Raw genomic sequence first — 19,702 nt, 5'->3', positions numbered from 1 at the left:
GTGGCACGATGGCAGGGTTATCGACCGGGATCCTTACATCATGCCGCAAGCCACCGCCAAGAACCTCTCCCTGATCGCCGCGATCGATCTGGGCTCGAACAGCTTTCATATGGTCGTGGCCAAGGCCCACCACACTGAAATCCGCATTCTCGAGCGCCTGGGGGAGAAGGTTCAGCTGGCTGCCGGCATCGACGAGCAGCGCAACCTCGACGAAGAGTCGATGCAGCGCGGCCTCGACTGCTTGAAACGCTTCGCCCAACTGATCAACGGCCTGCCCCTGGGCGCGGTACGTATCGTTGGCACCAACGCTCTGCGCGAAGCCCGCAACCGCGGCGACTTCATCCGCCGCGCCGAGGAAATCCTCGGCCACCCGGTGGAAGTCATTTCCGGCCGAGAAGAAGCCCGACTGATCTACCTGGGCGTCTCCCACACCCTGGCGGACACCCCCGGCAAGCGCCTGGTGGCCGACATCGGCGGCGGCAGTACCGAGTTCATCATCGGCCAGCGCTTCGAACCGCTGCTGCGCGAAAGCCTGCAGATGGGCTGCGTGAGCTTCACCCAGCGTTACTTCAAGGACGGCAAGATCACCCCGGCACGCTACGCCCAGGCCTACACCGCGGCGCGCCTGGAGATCATGAGCATCGAGAATGCCCTGCACCGCCTCAGCTGGGACGAGGCCATCGGCTCCTCGGGTACCATCCGCGCCATCGGCCTGGCCTTGAAAGCCAACGGCCACGGCAGCGGCGAGGTGAACGCCGAAGGCCTCACCTGGCTCAAGCGCAAGCTATTCAAGCTGGGCGACGTCGACAAGATCGACTTCGACGGCATCAAGCCGGACCGCCGCTCTATCTTCCCCGCGGGCCTGGCCATTCTGGAGGCGATCTTCGACGCCCTCGAACTGCAGCGCATGGACCACTGCGAAGGCGCCCTGCGTGAAGGCGTGCTGTACGACCTGCTGGGCCGCCACCACCATGAAGATGTGCGTGAACGCACCCTCAGCTCGCTGATGGAACGCTACCACGTGGACCTGGAGCAGGCTGCCCGCGTCGAGCGCAAGGCCCTGCACGCTTTTGACCAGGTCGCGGCAGACTGGGGGCTGGAAGAGGGGGTATGGCGTGAACTGCTGAGCTGGGCCGCCAAGGTGCACGAAGTGGGCCTGGACATTGCCCACTACCATTACCACAAGCACGGCGCCTACCTGATCGAGCACTCGGACCTGGCCGGCTTCTCCCGCGAAGACCAGCAAATGCTGGCCCTGCTGGTACGTGGCCACCGCCGTAACATTCCCAAGGACAAGTTTGCCGAATTCGGCGAAGAAGGGCGGCAACTGATCCGCCTGTGCGTGCTGCTGCGCTTTGCGATCCTGTTCCACCACATCCGCGGTACCCAGGAAATGCCGGCGGTGAAGCTCTACGCCGGGGAGAACAGCCTGGACGTGGAATTCCCTGCCGGCTGGCTGGACGAGAACCAGCTGACCCAGGCCGACTTCGCGCTGGAAGCGGAGTGGCTGACCCGGGTCAACATGACCCTTACCGTACGGTAAGAATCGGGATGCTCAGGCGCTCGAGCAGCGTGTCCTGCGCGCTGCGCGGGTTCTGGTTGCCGGTGGGCGAGCTGCGCACGTAGCGGCCGTCGGGCTGCAGGATCCATGAGTGGGTGTTGTCGGTCAGGTAGCTTTCCAGCTCCTTCTTCACCCGCAGAATCAGCTTCTTGCCCTCGACCGGGAAGCAAGTCTCCACGCGCTTGTCCAGGTTGCGCTCCATCCAGTCGGCGCTGGACAGGAACATCTGTTCCTCGCCGCCGTTCAGGAAGTAGAACACTCGGGTGTGCTCCAGGAAACGGCCGATGATCGAGCGTACCTGGATGTTATGCGACACCCCGGCGATGCCAGGGCGCAAGCAGCACATGCCACGCACCACCAGGTCGATACGCACGCCCGACTGGCTGGCCTTGTACAGCGCGCGGATGATCTTGGGATCGGTCAGCGAGTTGAACTTGGCGATGATGTGCGCCGGCTTGCCCTCCAGGGCGAACTGGGTTTCGCGCTGGATCATGTCCAGCATGCCTTTCTTCAGAGTGAACGGCGCATGCAGCAGCTTCTTCATGCGCAGGGTCTTGCCCATGCCGATCAGTTGGCTGAACAGCTTGCCCACGTCTTCGCACAGGGCATCGTCGGAGGTCAGCAGGCTGTAGTCGGTGTACAAGCGCGCGTTGCCGGCGTGGTAGTTGCCGGTACCCAAGTGGGCGTAACGCACGATCTCACCGGCTTCGCGGCGCAGAATCAACATCATCTTGGCGTGGGTCTTGAAACCCACCACCCCGTAGATCACTACCGCACCGGCCGCTTGCAGGCGGCTGGCCATCTGCAGGTTGGACTCTTCGTCGAAACGGGCGCGCAGTTCGATGACCGCCGTCACTTCCTTGCCGTTGCGCGCGGCGTCCACCAGCGCGTCGACGATTTCCGAGTTGGCGCCGCTGCGGTAAAGGGTCTGGCGCACCGCCAGCACGTGCGGGTCCTTGGCCGCCTGGCGCAACAGGTCGACCACAGGAGTGAACGACTCGAACGGGTGCAGCAACAGGATGTCCTGCTTGCTGATCACGCTGAAGATGTTCTCGCTGTTCTGCAGCAGCTTGGGAATCGCTGGCGTGAACGGCTTGTATTGCAGCTCGGGGTGGCTGTCCAGCCCGGTGATGCTGAACAGGCGCGTGAGGTTGACCGGGCCATTGACCTGGTACAGCTCCGACTCGGCCAGGCTGAATTGCTTGAGCAGGTAGTCCGACAGGTGTTTGGGGCACGTATCGGCCACTTCCAGACGCACGGCATCGCCGTAGCGGCGCGAGAACAGTTCGCCGCGCAGGGCACGGGCCAGGTCTTCTACGTCTTCCGTGTCTACCGCCAGGTCAGCGTTACGGGTCAGGCGGAACTGATAGCAGCCCTTCACCTTCATGCCCTGGAACAGGTCATCGGCGTGGGCATGGATCATCGATGACAGGAACACGTAGTTGTCGCCAGGGCCACTGACGTCTTCGGGCACGCGAATAACCCGCGGCAGCAGGCGCGGCGCCGGAATGATCGCCAGGCCCGAGTCGCGGCCGAAGGCGTCGATGCCTTCCAGCTCGACGATGAAGTTCAGGCTCTTGTTCACCAGCAACGGGAACGGGTGCGTCGGGTCGAGCCCGATGGGGGTGATGATCGGCGCGATCTCGTCGCGGAAATAGCGACGCACCCAGGTCTTGAGCTTGGTGGTCCAGTGGCGGCGGCGAATGAAGCGAACCTGGTGCTTCTCCAGCTCCGGCAACAGGATGTCGTTGAGAATCGCGTACTGGCGGTCTACATGGCCGTGTACCAGTTCGCTGATGCGTGCCAGCGCCTGGTGCGGCTGCAGGCCATCGGCGCCCGCCTGCTCACGGGCAAAGGTGATCTGCTTCTTCAGGCCCGCAACGCGGATCTCGAAGAACTCGTCCAGGTTGCTGGAGAAGATCAGCAGGAACTTGAGGCGTTCCAGCAGCGGGTAAGACTCATCCAGGGCCTGTTCCAGTACACGGATGTTGAACTGCAGCTGCGACAGTTCGCGGTGAATATACAGGCTGCTGTCATCCAGGCCGGGCACGGGAATGGGGGCCGGCGGGGTAGTTGTGGTGGTTTCCGTCACCGGCGCTTCCACGGGCTCCATGGCCGGCGGGGTCTCGATGACCTGCTCCAGCACGGGCTGCGCTTCTTTCACGGCGTTTTCGTGAAGTCCTTCGTTATTCATCTAGCGTTCCTGAAGGGCTCAATTGCCCTCTCATTCAGTTGAGCGGCACGGTTTGCGAATCAGGTGAGGATGCCATTGGCACGATCGTATCGTCGACAGTGCCTTCACAAGCACTGACGAGGTGGGGCGCCAACTCATCACACTGACGGTGGCTGGGGGACAGGTGCGGGGCGCGGACACGGCTCACGGCAGACTCCTGGGCCCACGCGTGCGGGCCAGCGCGACAGTTATAAGCTGCCATTGTGACGGTTGCATGACATTCCTGCGTCAGCCCCTTCGCAGACAGCTTTCAGCATTGTCAATCTGCTGGCCGTTCACGTCGAGACACATTTCGACACTTTCACGAATGGCCGCGACGGGTTAGGCTGCGCGTTCATTTCGCCAGCATCCAGACAATGCTCCAACAATTTCTGCAGGATTTCGGCTACCTGGCCCTGTTCCTTGGTACGTTCTTCGAAGGCGAGACCATTCTGGTCCTGGCCGGGTTTCTTGCGTTCCGCGGTTACATGGACATCAACCTGGTGGTGGTGGTTGCCTTCCTGGGCAGCTACGCCGGTGACCAGCTGTGGTATTTCCTGGGGCGCAAGCACGGGCGCAAGCTGCTGGCCCGCAAACCGCGCTGGCAGCTGATGGGCGACCGGGCGCTGGAGCATATTCGCAAGCACCCCGACATCTGGGTGCTGAGCTTCCGCTTCGTCTATGGCCTGCGTACCGTGATGCCGGTGGCCATCGGCCTGTCCGGTTACCCGCCCAGGCGCTACCTGCTGCTCAACGGTATCGGCGCGATTGTCTGGGCCACGGTACTGGCCTTGGCGGCGTACCACTTCGGGGCCATTCTCGAGGGCCTGCTGGGCAACATCAAGAAGTACGAACTGTGGGTACTGGGCGCGCTGCTGCTGCTCGGTGGCGCACTGTGGCTGCGCCGGCGAATCAAGGCTGCGCGGGTGGCGCGCAAGACCGCCAGCCAGCAGGCTGACTGACACGCGCTGAACCCGACGCCTCCCGGGTGATCCATGTACTGATAAGCTCAGCTATACAGACACAGCCCAGGGAGAATCGAGCATGACCAAGAAAGTTGCAGTGATCCTGTCCGGCTGCGGGGTATACGACGGCGCAGAGATTCACGAAAGCGTGCTGACCCTGCTGCGCCTCAACCAGCGCGGCGCCCAGGTGCAATGCTTTGCACCGAACATCGACCAGATGCACGTGATCAACCACCTCACCGGCGAAGAAATGCCCGAGACCCGCAACGTGCTGGTCGAATCGGCCCGCATCGCCCGAGGCGAGGTCAAGGACCTGGCGGACGCGGACGTCGACCACTTCGATGCGCTGGTGGTGCCCGGCGGCTTTGGCGCTGCCAAAAACCTTTCCAACTTCGCCACCCAAGGCGCGGCCTGTACGGTGAACCCGCAGTTGCTGGCACTGGCCGAAGCCTTCGCCGAAGCTGGCAAGCCGGTGGGGTTGATCTGTATCTCCCCTGCCCTGGCCGCCAAGATCTACGGCCCCGGCGTGACCTGCACCATTGGCACCGACGAGGAAACAGCCAAGGCCATCGACAAAATGGGCGGTACCCATGAGCCGTGCCCAGTGAACGACATCGTCGAAGACACTGCCCGCAAGCTGGTGAGCACACCGGCCTACATGAGCGCCAAGTCCATCGGCGAAGCGGCCGAGGGCATCAACAAATTAGTGGACCGGGTGCTGGAACTCGCGACTCCATAGCGTCGCGTGCCGCCCCAGGGGCTAGTGCGGTGGTCAGCTTGAGCTTCGCGCCAAGCGCGTGAGAATACGGTCCAGGCTGTTGGCGAAGGCCTGCTTGTCCTTGTCGCCATAGCCAGCCTGGCCGCCACCCACCTGCCCCTGCTCCCGCAGGTCGGTAAACAGGTTGCGCACCGCCAGCCGCTCGCCCATGTTCCGTTCATCAAACTCTTTGCCCCGCGGGTCCAGGCAAGCCACGCCTTTCTTCACCAGCCGGTCGGCCAACGGCACGTCGCTGCAGATCACCAGCTCACCCGGCACCGCGTGTTCTACCAGGTAATCGTCGGCGGCATCGGGCCCGGCCGGCACTACCACCAGCTTCACGCAGGCGAACGCAGGCTTGATCAGCGGAACGCCGGCCACCATCAGTACTTCGAACTGGCGCTTCAAGGCGAATTTGATGACTTGGTCTTTGGCGGCCTTCGGGCAGGCGTCAGCATCAATCCAGACACGCATGGGGTCACTCACTGCAATTTTAGAGACGGCCGCCAGTTTACGCGAAGCCCTCGGCACGGCGAGCCGAAAGCGAGCGCACCGGAGACAGCGGAACAATTAAATGGTTCACTAAAAACTCACGCTTGGTTACAATTTACTGATGTCAATTTGATATTTTCAAATTGTTGAACCATTCGATTTCATTGCGTGGCAAAACCGATGGGCGCAAGGAAGCCGTAAACAACCTCAATGGATGCAAAGGAAGTTTTGTTCATGTTCAAGCAAACCATGGCTGTGCTGTCCCTCGCCGCGCTGCTCGCCGGCTGCCAGGCCACTGGCGAGGACTACCAGGCGGACGTGTTCGACGCCAGCCAGGTCAACACCAAGACCCCCGCCAAAACCGTTCAGATCCTGACCGTGTCGCCAACCAAGATCAAAGTCAGCAATGCCGCCAACCGCCAGACCGCTCAAGTGGTCGGCGGCCTGCTGGGCGCCGTGGGTGGTGGTGCGCTGGGTGCCGGCCACAACCGTGACACCGCACTGGTCGGCGCGGTAGGCGGCGGCGCGGCCGGCGCGCTGGCAGGCTCCATGGTCAGCGAAACCAGCCTGGTACCGGGCGTGCTGATCGGTTACTCGGAAAACGGCAAGATCTACACCTCAGCCCAGGTTGGCAAACCTTGCCAGTTCGCCACCGGCAGCATTTCCCTGATGGTGATGATGCTCAACAACGAAACCCGCATCCAGCCCAACGCTACCTGCCCAGTACCTGTAAAAGGCTGAAGTCGACCATGAATCGCACACTCATTGCCTTGACCCTGTCGCTGCTGGCGGCCCAGGCCGATGCCGGGCAATTCGACCAGTTGCATCAGATTGAAGTACAGCAACAACAGGTAGAAGCGGCCCAGCAGGCCGCCTACCAGCGTCAGTGGGAAGAGCAGCAGGCCAAGGCCCAGGCACGCGACGAGGCCAACCGCCGCGCCCGTGCCGCCGCCCAGGCCCGTGCCGCTGAACAGGCTGCCGCCGAACGCAAGGCCGTGGCCCAGGAAAACAACCGCCTGCGCACCCGCGCCGAGCAGCAGGAAGACGAAGACCGCGCCTTGGACATCGAAGAGCGCAAGCTCAAGCTGCAAGCGATGAAAGCCAAGGCCGACCGTGCCAACGACTACATCGACGCCGAACTGCGCAGCAGCGCAGCCCAGACCGACGTGGTGCAGTCCAAGGCCGATGCCACGCGCAACGTCAGCTCGGGTACCAAGGCCTTGCTGGAAGACACCGGCAAGGCTGATGTGAACCGCTCGAACAAGCTGTTCGGCAACTGACAGCCCCGCCAACCGCTCAGCCCGCTCAGGCGGGTTGAGCGGCCTGCGCGTAATACTCACGCATGAATTCGACGAACACACGCACCTTGGCGGGCAGGTGTTGAGCGTTGGGGTACACCGCATAGTAACGACGCTGCCCACCACTGTACTGCGGCAGCACATGCACCAACCGCCCCGCCAGCAAATCAGCCTGCACAGTAGCGCGTGTCAGCATCGCTATACCCGCCCCCGCCAACGCAGCGCCGTATAACGCGGTGATCGTGTCGGCCCGTAGCGCACCTGCGGGGTCGACGGCCAACGGCGCCCCGTCGCCTCGGGCAAGCGCCCAGGCAACCGCAGCGCCCCCTGGCGCATAGGCCAGCAGCCGGTGTTGCGCCAGTCCCTCGACACCACGCACCAAGCCATGGCGCATCACATACGCCGGCGCCGCTACCAGGATCTGCTCGGACAGGGTCAATTCCCGCGCCACCAGCGAGCTGTCCGCCAGCGGGGCACTGATGCGCAGCGCCACGTCGAAGCGCCCCTCCACCAGGTCGATGAACTGGTCGTCGCAGCACAAATCGATGTGGATACCCGGATACCGGGCCTGGAATGGCGGAAGCCAACCGCCGATTTCAAGTGTACCGATGCTCAATGGCGCACTGACGCGCAACAACCCCGTTGGCTGCGCCTGCTCATCGGCAACCGCCAGCGCGGCCGCGTCAATGCGCCTGAGGATGTCCAGGCAGGCCTGGTAGTACTGCTCGCCAGCCCCGGTCAGGCTCAGCTTACGGGTATTGCGGTTGACAAGACGCGCCCCGAGCGCGGCCTCCAGGTGTTGTACCTGCCGTGAAATGGTCGAGTGGGTAGTGGCCATGCGCTCGGCAGCCGCGGAAAATCCCTTGGCTTCCACCAACGAACAAAACACGCGCATGGCATACACCTGGTTCATGAGCAACTCAACGTATTGGCAGACGGGTGATCTCGGCAGTCGTCATCACGTCACCGAAGGTATCTTCGATCTCGGCCAGGGCGGCCTGGTGCAATGCCGGGGCCTGCACCTTGGCGCCATTGAAACGAGTGATGGCCCGGGTGGCCGACGCATCGGATGCTACCACGACGTTGTAACCCAGCGGCGCCGCATCGCGCGCCGCACCCGCCACGCACGCGTGGGTCATGAGCCCGGCTATCAGCAAGGTATCGATACCGGCCGCCTTGAGGGTCTTGTCGATATCCGTGCTGCCGAAAACGCTGACAGTAGACTTCTGCAGCACTTTGTCCTGAGGACGCGGCTGCATATCAGGGTGGAATTTTACCGTCTGGCCGTCGATGGCAAACACGGCCGACCCCGCAGGGGTCACATGCTGCACGTGGTACACCGGAATCTTCGCCTGGTCGGCGAAGTCGATGAGCTTGCGCGTGTTGGCCAGCGCCTTGGCCCCATCGGGAATCGGCATGCGGCCAGTGAAGTATTCGTTCTGGAAATCAATGACCAGTAGCGCCGTGCGCTTGGAGTCGAGGCTGGCCACTGGCGTTGCGCCAGACATGGCACGAATGGTGGGCTGGCCGTTGTCGTGGGCAACGGCGGTCTGGGCGGCGAAGGCAAGGCTGATGCTGGTGATCAGGCCGAAGAAACCTTTGTACAGGCTGGCAGAAGGGGAAAACATGGGCTCACACTCCGGGGTAATGTGCACTTTGCACAGGTCAGCGCAAAGTTTATGAACACACATCACCCGGGAACACAGGGCCTGGCGCACAACATCTGTGCAACCATTGCACCGTAGCGTTTAGACCGGCGCGCGCCGCAACGTCGCCAACAGCGTGGCTGCGGCAATGAACAGACCGGCGAAGGTGCGGTTCACGCGCTGTTGTTGCTTCGGCGTGCGCAGCAGGCGCAGCACCTTGGCCGCCAGACCGGTGTACCCCGCCATGACCAGCAGATCGACCGCGACCATGGTTGCCGCGATGGTGACGTACTGCACCGTCAGCGGTGCGTGCGGGTCGATGAACTGTGGAAGCACAGCCAGCATGAACACCAGTGCCTTGGGGTTGCTGACGTTGACCAGAAAGCCTCGAAACACCAGGCTCAGGGGCTTGCCGATAGGCCGTACTGACGAGTCGGTAGCCATGTCCATCGGCAAGGCGCGCCACTGCTTGATCGCCAGATAGACGAGGTAGAACACGCCGAACCATTTGATCAAGGTAAAGGCGGTGGCGGAGGTCGCGAGTACCGCGCCGAGGCCGGCGGCAATGACAGCGATCTGCAGAATCAAGCCCAGCTGCAGGCCCAAGGCGTTCCAGTAGCCCCGCGCGAAACCATACTGCAGGCCGCAGGACATGGACGCGATGGCGCCAGCACCCGGTGAGAGACTGATGATCCAGCAAGCGGCAAGGAATGCCAGCCAGGTTTGCAGCGCCATGACGCACCTCGTAACAAAATCGGTAGGTCGGTAAACCTACTGCCTGCCGAAGCAAATGGCTACGGAAATATATGCCTGCGGGGCAGGACAAAGCTCGGGAAGCAGCCGATGCAGTTTACACCGCGGTGCTCCTTTCCCGAGCTTGGCCCGGTTCCACAAGGTCAGGACAGCGCTTCGAGCTCCGCCTGCATGGTTTCCAGGGTTTCGAGCGCCGTCATCCAGGCTTCTTCAAGCTCGGCTTCACGCACTTTCAGCTTCGCCTGCTGGGCCAGCTGATCGCGCAGCTCGTCCTTGCGACCGGCCTCGTAAATGCCGCTATCACCCAATGCCGCCTCGACCTTGGCCAACTGTTCATGCACCTTGCCCAGCTCGGTTTCCAGCTTGTCGGCTTCGCGCTTGTGCGGCGCCAGTTGCTGGCGCAGGGCAGCGGCGGCCTGGCGCTGGGCTTTCTTGTCGGTCTTGTCGGCGTTGACCGGGGTGTTGCTGACCGGCGCGTTGCGTTGACGGTAGTCCGCCAGCCAACGGGTGTAGTCGTCCAGGTCACCGTCAAAGGCTTCGACCTTGCCATCCGCGACCAGCAGGAAGTCGTCGGTGGTGCTCTTGAGCAGGTGCCGGTCGTGGGAAACCACCAGCACCGCGCCACTGAATTCCTGCAGGGCCATGGTCAGCGCCAGGCGCATTTCCAGGTCCAGGTGGTTGGTCGGTTCGTCGAGCAACAGCAGGTTCGGGCGTTCCCAGGCGATCAGCGCCAGCGCCAGGCGAGCTTTTTCACCGCCGGAGAAATTCAGCACTGGCTCGTCGATACGCCCGCCACGGAAGTCGAAACCGCCCAGGAAGTCACGCAGGGTCTGTTCGCGCTCGGTAGGTGCCAGGCGTTGCAGGTGCAGCAACGGGCTGGCCTTGCTGTCCAGCGAGTCCAGCTGGTGCTGGGCGAAATACCCCACAGTGAGGTTTTCGCCGCGCACCAGGCGCCCACCGATGGGCGACAGCTCGCCGGCCAGGTTCTTGATCAGGGTCGACTTGCCTGCACCGTTGGGGCCCAGCAGGCCGATACGCGCGCCTGGGGTCAGTTGCAGCTTGACCTTCTCCAGCACCACCTTGTCGCCGTAACCCAGACGGCCTTCGGACAGGTCCAGCAGCGGGCTGGAGATCTTGTGGGACTCGCGGAACACGAAATCGAACGGCGAATCGACGTGGGCGGCCGATAGCTCTTCCATGCGCTCCAGGGCCTTGATCCGGCTCTGTGCCTGGCGGGCCTTGGTGGCCTGGGCCTTGAAACGCGCAATGTACTTTTCCATGTGCGCGCGCTGGGCCTGCTGCTTCTCGTAGGCTTGCTGCTGCTGGGCCAGCCGCTCGGCGCGGGCACGCTCGAAAGCGGTGTAGCCACCACGGTAGAGGGTCAGCTTGCATTGCTCGACATGAGCCACATGGTCCACCACGGCGTCGAGGAAATCACGGTCGTGGGAGATCAGCATCAAGGTACCGGGGTAACTCTTGAGCCACTCTTCCAGCCAGAGGATGGCATCCAGGTCCAAGTGGTTGGTGGGCTCGTCGAGCAGCAACAGATCAGACGGGCACATCAGCGCCTGCGCCAGGTTCAGGCGCATCCGCCAGCCACCGGAGAAACTGCCTACCGCGCGGTCCATCTGCTCGTTGGTGAAGCCCAACCCGGCCAGCAACTTGCGCGCGCGAGCATCGGCGGTATAACCGTCGGCACTGTCGAGTTCAGCGTGCAGTCGGGCAAGCGCGGCGCCGTCATGGGCCGCTTCCGCGGCGGCCAGCTGCTGCTGAACCTCGCGCAAGCGCAAATCCCCGTCGAGAACGTAGTCTACGGCTATTCTCTCGAGTGTATCGACTTCCTGACGCATGTGAGCTATACGCCAATCAGCCGGTAGCTGGCAGTCACCGGAATCAGGCACGAGCTCGCCGCGCAGCAAGGCGAACAGGGTGGATTTGCCGGCGCCGTTGGCACCGATCAGGCCGGCTTTCTGACCGGCGTGCAGGGTTAGCTCGGCGTCTTCTAGCAGACGCTGCGGGCCACGCTGTAAAGTAAGGCTTTGAAGTCGAATCATAATGGCGGCGGAGTCTACCAGCTTCGACGACAACTGGCGCGAGAAGGACTATGCACTCTGACCTGTGGAGCTTTTCGCTGGATCTTTACACCCGCCTCGGCATTGAGCAAGCCTGCCTTGAATTGCAGGCCGAAGGGGCCAACGTGTGCCTGTTGCTGGGTGCCGCCTGGCTGGGGCAATTGGGGGTGGCCTGCAATGGCGATCGCCTGGCACGCATGCGTGACCTTGGGGAGCCCTGGCATGACGAGGTCATCCGGCCCCTGCGCCACCTGCGCCAGAGCTGGCGCGAGGCCGCCGCCCACGACCCGGAACTGGACGCGCTACGCGATCAGGTCAAGGCGCTGGAATTGGAGGCTGAAAGGCAACTGTTGCAGCGTATAGAAGTGCTGGCCCAGGACTGGCAGGCCGAGGGTGCCGATGACATGGGCGCCTGGCTGGACGGCATAGCGCCGCCCGCCGCCCGGGAAAAACAACGCGGCGCGCTGCAGAGGCTGCACGCCGCGAGTCTCGCCGATTAAGAGGCGCTTGGCGCCGGGGCGCTGCTGTTGGCCGTGCTCGACGGCGTTGCAGCTGGGGCAGGGGCCGATGGCGCAGAAGCGCTTGTGCTGGCCGACGCAGGCGTTGCTTGCGGCTTGGCGGCAGGCGTAGCAGCTTTTTTCGCAGCGGGGCGGGTTGCCGAGCGCGTGGCAGGCTTGGTCGCTGGCTTGCTGGCAGCAGGCTTGGCGGCGGTGGCCGGTTTTGCCGCGGCGGGTTTGGCAGCCGAAGGCTTGGCGGCGCTGGCGGGCTTGGCGGCAGCGGGTTTGGCGGCTGGCTTGGCGGCAGCAGCTTTGGCCGGGGTTGGCTTGGCGGCGGCTTTGGCGGGCGCCTTGGCGGCGGCGGGCTTGGCAGCAGGTTTCGCGGCCACGGCTTTTGCCGCTGGCTTGCTGGCGGGTTTGGCGGCGGCTGCCTTGGTGGCAGGTTTGGCCGCTACTGGCTTGGCCGCAGGTTTGGCGGTGGTTGTTCTGGCTGCGGGTTTCGCTGCTACCGCGGGCTTGGCCGCCGAAGCCTTGCTGGCGGCGCGAGCGGGCGCCTTCTTCGTCGCAGGCGCGGCGGCAGGCTTGGCCGAACGGGAAGTCAGCGCCTTGCTGGCCGCTTCATGCACACGACCCACGCCCTGAGCCAATTTCAAACTTTCCTGGGCATCACGCTTCAATTGCACGATGTATTGGCGCGTTTCAGCCTGACGCTCTTTAAGGGCGTCGAGCAGTTCTTCAAGTTCTTCACCCGCGGCTTTTGCCTTGGCCTGTGCCTTGGCTTTGCCAGCACTGGCGGCGTCCTGAAGTTTGCTACGTGACTTGTGGAGTTTTTCCTGGGCCTTGCCACGTTGCTTTTCCAACTTGGCGAGCAGTTTCTCAGCATCAGCCAGCGCCTGGGAGCAGGCGCCTTCCAAATGTTCGAGCAGGCTGCTCGAAAGCTGTTGGAGCAAGTGCAACGGGGTATTTACTGGCTTCTTGTTAGCCGACATGGGTTACCTCCTGGCTGACGTGATTGCGGCTCATACTAGACCTATGCAAGTGTCACCGCTAGACAGTGTTGACAGTGCAGATCGAGCCACGTTTCATGCCTGGGCAAAGTTGTTGTTAGGGCCGTTCGAGAACAAGTGTAGAAGTTGTGGAAAAGTCTGCTGTCATCGGGCTGAAATCACTTCGCCTGGCAACTTGCGAGACTGGCATAATTGCCCGCATTCGAACAGGGATATTCTCCATGTCGCGTTACCTGCTATTTCCGCTGTGGCTGCTGCTTCCCGTCGTGCAGGCTGCCGAGCCCGCCGCTACCACCAGCCCCCACGACCTGGCTTACAGCCTCGGTGCCAGCCTGGGCGAGCGCCTGCGGGAAGAGGCTCCCGGGGTGGACATTCAAGCGTTGATCGAAGGCCTGCAACAGTCTTATGAGAACAAACCGCTGGCGTTGCCAGCCGAGCGTATCGAGCAGATCCTGCGCGAACGCGATGCCCAACTCAATGAAGCCCCGGCCCCTTCGCCCACGGAGAAGGCAATGATGGCCGAGCAACGCTTTATGGCGGCGGAGCGCACCAAGGCCGGCGTGCATGAATTGTCCGACGGCATTCTGATGAGCGAACTGGCGCCCGGCACCGGCCCGCACCCTACGGCTGATGGCCGCGTGCAGGTTACGTACGTGGGGACCTTGCCAGACGGCACGGTATTCGACCAGAACCTGCAACCCCAATGGTTCAGGCTCGACAGCGTGATCAGCGGATGGCGCAGCGCCTTGCAGCAGATGCCCAAGGGTGCGAAATGGCGAGTGGTGATACCGTCGGACCAAGCTTACGGGGCCGACGGCGCGGGCGACCTGATTGGGCCCTACACACCGCTGGTATTTGAAATCAGCTTGCTGGACGTCGGGGCCTGAACCTCAGGCCTGGACCGCAGCCTCTTCCTTGTGTGCGTTGTGCAGCACTTCGATCAGGCAGTCTTCCAGTTCGAAGCGCTCGTGCAACCTTGAACCCAGCTCCTTGAGCTTGCCGGTCAGGGTCTGGGCGCAAGAGCAGTCGCCCTTGTCGCAGTGATCATTGAAGTCCAGGGCAAACTGGGTGATCACGTCGATACGCGGAAAGATGGTTTCGGCCAGCTCCAGACCACGTTCGTCATCGAACGCCTTGGCCTCGGCAATCAGTTGCTCATAGATCTCGAAATGCCCCGCCGACACATAGTCGACCAGCACACCGCAGAATTCCTTGAGCTTCTTGCGGTTGCCAGCCAGCGCCTCAGGCGTCTCGCCAAGTCTATCGAACGCTTCCACCAGCTTCTGACGCTCTTGCAACCAGCGATCGATCAGCTTGTGCACCCCGCCCCAGCGTTCCTGAGCATTCTGACAACTTTCCAACATGGTCTTTTCTTCCCTTTTGGGTCATGCCGCCATCGGCTCATTCCCAGACAACGTGGAAGCGGAACCGTTCGTAAAAGCGCAGCAATCAAAGCAGCTGTTTTCTATGGTGCGTGCTGGGAGATTATGCCCGTGCGCCTATAGCTTCAAGGTGCCTGGATGATAAAGTTCATACAAGCGTTTTATACGCCACATTACGCCGTACCTCCGCACACCGCCGCCCAAACCGCAGCCCAGGCAGGCGGCAGCGTTCAGCGCAACGCCTGCAGCCAGCCCAGCAACGTTACCCCCGCGAGCCCTGCCAAGGCCAACAGGCTCAGTTCCGGAACGCTGAGGTCCAGTAGCGTCCAATTGACGCGGGCACACTCCGGGGTACCCAGCAGCAGGGTCTTGAGCACTTCATGCCACGGCAGGGAAGCAAACAGGTAATCGAGCCCGGGCTGGCAGACCACCTTGGGCTGCTCACCGTTGGCCTGTACCCAGAGATGGCGTAGCGCGGCCGCCAACCCCATGCACAGCAACAGCGTGTGCCCCGCCAGGTACCAGCGGGCGCCGCGGCGTGATACGCCATGGATGGCCGCCACCAGGCTGGAAACACCGAAGACTGCCACGCACAGGCGTTGCACCTGGCTGAGGGAACAAGGAATCAACCCCACCTGCCATTCCAGGTAATACGCCGTGCTCAACACGACGGCAGATACCATGAAACCCAGGAAGAACCAGGAACGCGAGCTAGCCAATACCATGACAAATCCAGTAACGCAGTAGGTGGAAAACTACGTTAGAGGAAAGGCGCAAAGGCGATCAACATGGGGCTGGCGGGATACTTCGCTGCGTTTTGTAGGGGTGTTCCTACGAAGGGAAGGAGACATGGCGCAGGGGGCTGTAGGACTTTGTGTAACCGGTGGGAGCCAGCTTTCCAGCGAGCTTGGCTTAAGGCCAGAAAGCTCGCTGACAAGCCAGGCCCCACGGGGGGCAGGCAAGCGTCTCAGACCCGAGCAGGCTCAGGCAGCGGCAGTGCCAACAGGCGTTCGTCCAGCAGGCCAAGGCCCTCCTGGAAGAGCTGGTTGCTGCGTTCGGTTTCACCTAGCCGCGCCAGCAGGCGCGCCAACTCCGCGCACGCCTCCGGGTTGCGTTGCAGGCGCAGGCTGTTTTCCAGGTAGTCGCGTGCTTTGCCCCACAGACTGTTTTGCAGGCTCAGGCGGCCCAACGTCAGCAGCAGGCTCGAGTCATCTGCATGCTCTTTCAGCCAGCCTTCGGCAACCTGCAATTGCTTGCCCGGGTCACTCCCCACCACCAGGCCGTAGAGCCGAGCCAGATGGCTGTCATAGCCACGCTTGAGCGCGGTGCGCAGGGTGGACTCGGCCTCGACCTGCGCACCCAGTTGGCGCAGTTGGTCGGCATACGCGAGCACCAGCGCAGGCTCTTGCCGCTGGCCGGCGCTGAGTTGCTCCCAAGCATGCTTCAAGGCATCGAGCGCGGCTTCACCTTCTTCACGGGTGGACACCAGCGCCAGGTTTTCACCCCAGGCCCGGTGCTCCATTTCCGTCAGCTCGGCCGCCGTCACCGCCTTGCTCTTGCGCAGCTCCGGCAATAGCCGGATCAGGGCCGGCCAGTCGCCCCGCTGCTGGTGCAACTGCTGCAATTGGCGCAGCACCTGAACGTTGCCGGGGTGACGTTCGCGCATGGTCTCCAGGGTGGCCCGAGCGCCATCGGCGTCGCCGCGGTCCACTTGCAGCTGCGCATGGGTCAGCGCCACGGCCAGCTCGGCCTGGGGTTGGCGCTCCAGTGCGCGCTCCAGCAGGCTGTCACTGTCTTCATGGCGGCCCAGCTCGTTGGCTGCCTTGGCCGCGCCCAGGTAATACAGCAACGGCTGGCGCTCCCCCTCGGCCGCCCGGTGCAGGTTGCGCTGGGCATTGGCCCAGCGACCTTCGGCCAGGTCCAGTTGGCCCTGTTCCACGGCGATCTGCACCCGACGTTCGCGGTTGCGCCCCGACCACGGGTTGACCACCCCGGCGGAGGCCAACACCAGGTGCAGCAGCACCCACACCACGAAGACCACCAGCACGATGACGACCAGCGCGGCCAGCGTGGACCATAGCCCCGACTCGTAACGGAACACATGCGGGTAGTCGATCAGCACGTAGCCAGGGTGCTTGGCAATCCCCAGGCCCAGGCCCGCGGCGATGGCAACCGCCAGGAAAAGGATTACGTAGACGCGCTTCATGGGCGCGCCTCCTGCTTGGGCTGAGCGCCCGGCTGGGTCATCAGTGCTTCAGCGGGCATGTGCCGATGCTCCAGGTAATTCTGCACCGCCTCCAGGCTGCTGTTGAGGTCCGGGGTGACCACGGAAACCGGCTGCCCTTTCAACTCGTCGATCCGGGCCAGCATGGAGCGGCTTTCGGTGTTGTCCTGGTTGAAGCTGGCCAACAGGATGGCGCGGGCTTCGTCCAGCGCCTGACCGAAGACTTTCGGCTCACCGTTGAGCGCAGCCCACTGGGCTTGCTCCAGCGCCAGGCTCAGCGCCAGGCGGACCTGGTTCAAACTCTGCCCAGCCAGCAACGGGCGAATGTTTTCATCGGGGCGGAAGTCGACGCGGAAGTAGCTGGCAATCTTCGCCCACCATTGCTCCCAGCGGTTGTCATCACTCACCAGGCGCGCGCGCTCGGCGTCACCCTGGGCCTGGAACTCCGGCGCCAGCGCCGACAAGCCCACGGTCTGGTCGCGCAAGGCGCCCAGTTGCAGGAACAGCCCGGTGCGATCCGGTTGCTGGACACTGTTCAGAGAGGCCATGGATTTGGCCAGTTGCTCGCGCGCGGCAAACGCGGACGGGTCGTCCTGCTCGCGGAGGATTTCGTCAGCCCCCTGCACCAGCGCCTTGGCACTGGTAATGTCCTGCAGCGCCGACAGGCGCAAACTGGCCAGGCGCAGCAAGTGCTCGGCCTCGGCCAGGCGCCAGTCCTTGCGGCTGGCGCCCAGTACGCTTTCCAGGCGCTGGCTCAGGCGTTGCTGGTCACCCTGCAATTGGGCCACCAGGCGGCGACGCTCCTCCAGTTCATCCGCGCTGGGCAGCGTACCCAACCGCGCCGTCAGGGCCTGCTCGCCCTGGCTCAAGGCCTGGGCCTGGTTATCCAGCGCCTGCAATTGCCCGGATTGCGCCTGGTGGCCGGCTTGCAGTTGGCGCAATTGCCAGACACTCCAGCCGCCCACCGCGACGCCCGCGGCGCCCAGCAGCAATGCCACGACCGCGATACCGGCGGCACCACGGCCGGACTTCTTTGGCGCAGGGAGGGCAGCCGCCTGGGGCGCCGACTGCAGATCATCTTGGGGCAAGACTGTTTCGCTCACGTATCCATCCTTTGCATTGGGCAGGTTTCACCCGGGTAGGCGGTGTTCATGCAGGGCCGCCAGCAAGGCCGCGGTGCTGGCACCACGGCAATCCACTACATGGCGAGCGCCGGCGGCCTGGGCCTGGGCGGCGACTCGCGGGCTGGGCACGAACAACGGCAACCCGGCCAATTGCGGCCAGTGTTCACCGGCCAACTGTTGCAAATGCTCGAAACCCTGCCCACTGCTGACCACCAGCGCGTTCAGGCGTTCCGCCACGACCCGCTGGTACAGCGCCTGCGGCGGATAGTGCGGCAGGCAGCGGCGGTAGAGTTGCAGATAATCGACAGTAGCACCCTGGCCGCGCAAGTGCTCGGCCAGGTGTTCGCGGCCGCCCTCTCCGCGCAGGATCAGCACTTTGGGGAAGGGTTGCGCCAACGCCTCGGCCAATGCCGGCAGGGCCAGCAGAGCCTCGCTATCATCACCCTGGGGCGGAAAATGCACACGCAGGCCGTAGTCATCGAGAATCGCCGCGGTAGCGGCGCCCACGCTGAACCAACTTTGCATGGGCGGTTGCGGCCAGTACTGGTCGATCAGGTCCAGGCCAAGCCGTGCCGCGGGCTTGCTCACCACGATCACCGCGCAGTATTGCGCAAGGTTCAGCACGTGGGTGCGCATTGTTTCGCTGACGGGTAGCGGCTGGATGTCCAGCAACGGCAGGCAGGCGCTATATACGCCAGCGGCGGCGAGCTCTTGCGCCACCGCGGCCGATTCCTCGGCCGGGCGGGTCAACAGCAGGCGCCAGGCCGTCACGGATGGCCTTCCTCGCCGTATACCGCCTTGAGGATCTGATCGGCCCCCTGATGCAACAGGGCTTCGGCGACCTCGACTCCCAGGCGCTCGGCATCGGCGCGGGGTGCACGGGCCTGGGCACTGAGCAGGCGCCCGCCATCGGGTTCGCCTACCAGCCCGCGCAGCCAGAGCTGCTCGCCCTCCAGCACGGCGTAGCAGGCGATAGGCACCTGGCAGCCGCCATTGAGGTGCTTGTTCAAGGCACGCTCGGCAGTGACCCGCGCGGCCGTGTCATGGTGGTGCAGCGGCGCAAGGAGGGCGTGGATCTCACTGTCGGCGGTGCGGCATTCGATCCCCACGGCGCCCTGGCCACCGGCTGGCAGGCTGTCTTCGATGCTGATGCTATCGGTGATACGGTCCTGGAAACCCAGGCGAATCAGGCCGGCGGCAGCCAGGATAATGGCGTCGTACTCACCCGCATCGAGCTTGGCCAGGCGGGTGTTGACGTTGCCACGCAGGAAACGGATCTGCAGATCGGGGCGCCGTGCCAGCAATTGGGTCTGGCGACGCAGGCTGGACGTGCCGACGATGCTGCCGGCAGGCAAGGCTGCCAGGCTGGCGTGGCTGTTGGAAACGAAGGCGTCACGCGGGTCTTCGCGTTCGCAGATGCAGAACAGGCCCAGGCCTTCGGGGAAGTCCATGGGCACGTCCTTCATGGAGTGCACGGCAATGTCGGCCTCGTTATCGAGCAGGGCGTTTTCGAGCTCCTTGACGAACAGGCCCTTGCCGCCAATTTTCGACAAGGGCGAATCGAGCAGCTTGTCGCCGCGGCTGACCATCGGCACCAGGGTCACGAGCAGGCCGGGGTGCGCCTGTTCAAGGCGGGCCTTGACGTATTCGGCCTGCCACAGGGCCAGGGCACTTTTACGGGTGGCGATGCGGATCTCGCGAGTAGGCATGAA

The 19,702-nt window shown here is 63.5% G+C and carries 20 protein-coding genes; 7 read left to right on the top strand and 13 right to left on the bottom strand.

The genetic code is table 11. The features are described 5' to 3' along the window. The first annotated feature begins 40 nt into the window (after window positions 1-40). Entirely contained in the window at window positions 41-1,543 is a 1,503-nt protein-coding gene (gene ppx / locus HWQ56_RS01415) for an exopolyphosphatase (protein WP_158156089.1), read from the top strand. Here the strand turns inward: ppx and ppk1 are convergent. After that, complete coding sequence (gene ppk1, locus HWQ56_RS01410) at window positions 1,530-3,755, bottom strand: polyphosphate kinase 1 (RefSeq protein WP_158156088.1); 2,226 nt, start codon at window positions 3,753-3,755, stop codon at window positions 1,530-1,532. The two genes, ppx and ppk1, sit on opposite strands and share 14 nt — an antisense overlap. Window positions 3,756-4,150: 395 nt before the next feature. Between ppk1 and HWQ56_RS01405 the strand changes: the two genes are divergently transcribed. Both HWQ56_RS01405 and elbB read left to right on the top strand, forming a co-directional pair. Continuing rightward, window positions 4,151-4,735 (top strand): DedA family protein, encoded by a 585-nt coding sequence (locus HWQ56_RS01405; protein WP_158156086.1) that lies wholly within the window; start codon window positions 4,151-4,153, stop codon window positions 4,733-4,735. A gap of 82 nt (window positions 4,736-4,817) precedes the next feature. After that, a complete protein-coding gene (elbB, locus tag HWQ56_RS01400; protein ID WP_158156084.1) occupies window positions 4,818-5,477 on the top strand; it encodes an isoprenoid biosynthesis glyoxalase ElbB in 660 nt (219 codons plus the stop codon). Window positions 5,478-5,510: 33 nt separating this feature from the next. Here elbB and HWQ56_RS01395 read toward each other — a convergent pair whose 3' ends face one another. Continuing rightward, the gene (locus HWQ56_RS01395) at window positions 5,511-5,969 is read right to left on the bottom strand and encodes a YaiI/YqxD family protein (protein ID WP_158156082.1); all 459 of its coding nucleotides are present in this window, start codon (window positions 5,967-5,969) and stop codon (window positions 5,511-5,513) included. A gap of 252 nt (window positions 5,970-6,221) precedes the next feature. On the opposite strand from HWQ56_RS01395, the gene HWQ56_RS01390 reads away from it, so the two are divergent. Together HWQ56_RS01390 and HWQ56_RS01385 are read left to right on the top strand one after the other, a co-directional pair. Further along, window positions 6,222-6,728 carry a hypothetical protein gene (locus HWQ56_RS01390; RefSeq protein ID WP_158156080.1) on the top strand — a complete coding sequence of 169 codons (507 nt, stop codon included), beginning with the start codon at window positions 6,222-6,224 and terminating at the stop codon, window positions 6,726-6,728. Between the two features lie 8 nt (window positions 6,729-6,736). Beyond that, a complete protein-coding gene (locus HWQ56_RS01385) occupies window positions 6,737-7,267 on the top strand; it encodes a DUF5384 family protein (RefSeq protein ID WP_158156078.1) in 531 nt (176 codons plus the stop codon). A 25-nt stretch (window positions 7,268-7,292) separates the two neighbouring features. Here HWQ56_RS01385 and HWQ56_RS01380 read toward each other — a convergent pair whose 3' ends face one another. From HWQ56_RS01380 to HWQ56_RS01365, 4 genes are all read right to left on the bottom strand, one after another. Next, a complete protein-coding gene (locus HWQ56_RS01380) occupies window positions 7,293-8,198 on the bottom strand; it encodes a LysR family transcriptional regulator (RefSeq protein WP_176569617.1) in 906 nt (301 codons plus the stop codon). 7 nt (window positions 8,199-8,205) lie between these two features. Further along, entirely contained in the window at window positions 8,206-8,913 is a 708-nt protein-coding gene (locus tag HWQ56_RS01375; protein ID WP_425331929.1) for a cysteine hydrolase family protein, read from the bottom strand. 120 nt (window positions 8,914-9,033) lie between these two features. Next, on the bottom strand, window positions 9,034-9,666 hold the full coding sequence (locus HWQ56_RS01370) for a LysE family transporter (RefSeq protein ID WP_158156074.1): 633 nt from the start codon (window positions 9,664-9,666) through the stop codon (window positions 9,034-9,036). 161 nt (window positions 9,667-9,827) lie between these two features. Beyond that, window positions 9,828-11,738, bottom strand: coding sequence for an ATP-binding cassette domain-containing protein (locus tag HWQ56_RS01365; RefSeq protein ID WP_176569616.1), 1,911 nt, complete (start codon window positions 11,736-11,738; stop codon window positions 9,828-9,830). 50 nt (window positions 11,739-11,788) lie between these two features. Between HWQ56_RS01365 and HWQ56_RS01360 the strand changes: the two genes are divergently transcribed. Further along, on the top strand, window positions 11,789-12,256 hold the full coding sequence (locus HWQ56_RS01360) for a TIGR02444 family protein (protein ID WP_176569615.1): 468 nt from the start codon (window positions 11,789-11,791) through the stop codon (window positions 12,254-12,256). Here HWQ56_RS01360 and HWQ56_RS01355 read toward each other — a convergent pair. After that, window positions 12,253-13,242: an AlgP family protein gene (locus HWQ56_RS01355; RefSeq protein WP_176569614.1), complete on the bottom strand. Its 990-nt coding sequence runs from the start codon at window positions 13,240-13,242 to the stop codon at window positions 12,253-12,255. The genes HWQ56_RS01360 and HWQ56_RS01355 overlap by 4 nt on opposite strands. 239 nt (window positions 13,243-13,481) lie before the next feature. Here HWQ56_RS01355 and HWQ56_RS01350 point away from each other — a divergent pair, with 239 nt between their 5' ends. Continuing rightward, window positions 13,482-14,147 carry an FKBP-type peptidyl-prolyl cis-trans isomerase gene (locus HWQ56_RS01350; protein WP_176569613.1) on the top strand — a complete coding sequence of 222 codons (666 nt, stop codon included), beginning with the start codon at window positions 13,482-13,484 and terminating at the stop codon, window positions 14,145-14,147. A 3-nt stretch (window positions 14,148-14,150) separates the two neighbouring features. On the opposite strand, the gene rsd is transcribed toward HWQ56_RS01350, so the two are convergent. From rsd to hemC, 6 genes are all read right to left on the bottom strand, one after another. Beyond that, the gene (rsd, locus tag HWQ56_RS01345; RefSeq protein ID WP_158156063.1) at window positions 14,151-14,624 is read right to left on the bottom strand and encodes a sigma D regulator; all 474 of its coding nucleotides are present in this window, start codon (window positions 14,622-14,624) and stop codon (window positions 14,151-14,153) included. Between the two features lie 248 nt (window positions 14,625-14,872). Beyond that, on the bottom strand, window positions 14,873-15,367 hold the full coding sequence (locus HWQ56_RS01340; protein ID WP_158156061.1) for a disulfide bond formation protein B: 495 nt from the start codon (window positions 15,365-15,367) through the stop codon (window positions 14,873-14,875). A 242-nt stretch (window positions 15,368-15,609) separates the two neighbouring features. After that, complete coding sequence (locus HWQ56_RS01335; protein WP_158156059.1) at window positions 15,610-16,848, bottom strand: heme biosynthesis HemY N-terminal domain-containing protein; 1,239 nt, start codon at window positions 16,846-16,848, stop codon at window positions 15,610-15,612. Next, complete coding sequence (locus HWQ56_RS01330) at window positions 16,845-17,969, bottom strand: uroporphyrinogen-III C-methyltransferase (RefSeq protein WP_158156057.1); 1,125 nt, start codon at window positions 17,967-17,969, stop codon at window positions 16,845-16,847. The genes HWQ56_RS01335 and HWQ56_RS01330 overlap by 4 nt, the downstream gene beginning before the upstream one ends. 27 nt (window positions 17,970-17,996) lie before the next feature. After that, window positions 17,997-18,761 carry a uroporphyrinogen-III synthase gene (locus tag HWQ56_RS01325; RefSeq protein WP_158156055.1) on the bottom strand — a complete coding sequence of 255 codons (765 nt, stop codon included), beginning with the start codon at window positions 18,759-18,761 and terminating at the stop codon, window positions 17,997-17,999. Continuing rightward, entirely contained in the window at window positions 18,758-19,699 is a 942-nt protein-coding gene (gene hemC, locus HWQ56_RS01320) for a hydroxymethylbilane synthase (RefSeq protein ID WP_158156053.1), read from the bottom strand. Before hemC ends, HWQ56_RS01325 begins: the two co-directional genes overlap by 4 nt. Window positions 19,700-19,702: the final 3 nt, after the last annotated feature.

It is taken from the genome of Pseudomonas eucalypticola (genome assembly GCF_013374995.1).
In the GTDB taxonomy this organism is placed as follows: Bacteria; Pseudomonadota; Gammaproteobacteria; order Pseudomonadales; family Pseudomonadaceae; genus Aquipseudomonas; species Aquipseudomonas eucalypticola.
The sequence above is the reverse complement of the archived record's forward strand: the minus strand, read 5'-3'. Positions and strand labels throughout refer to the sequence as shown.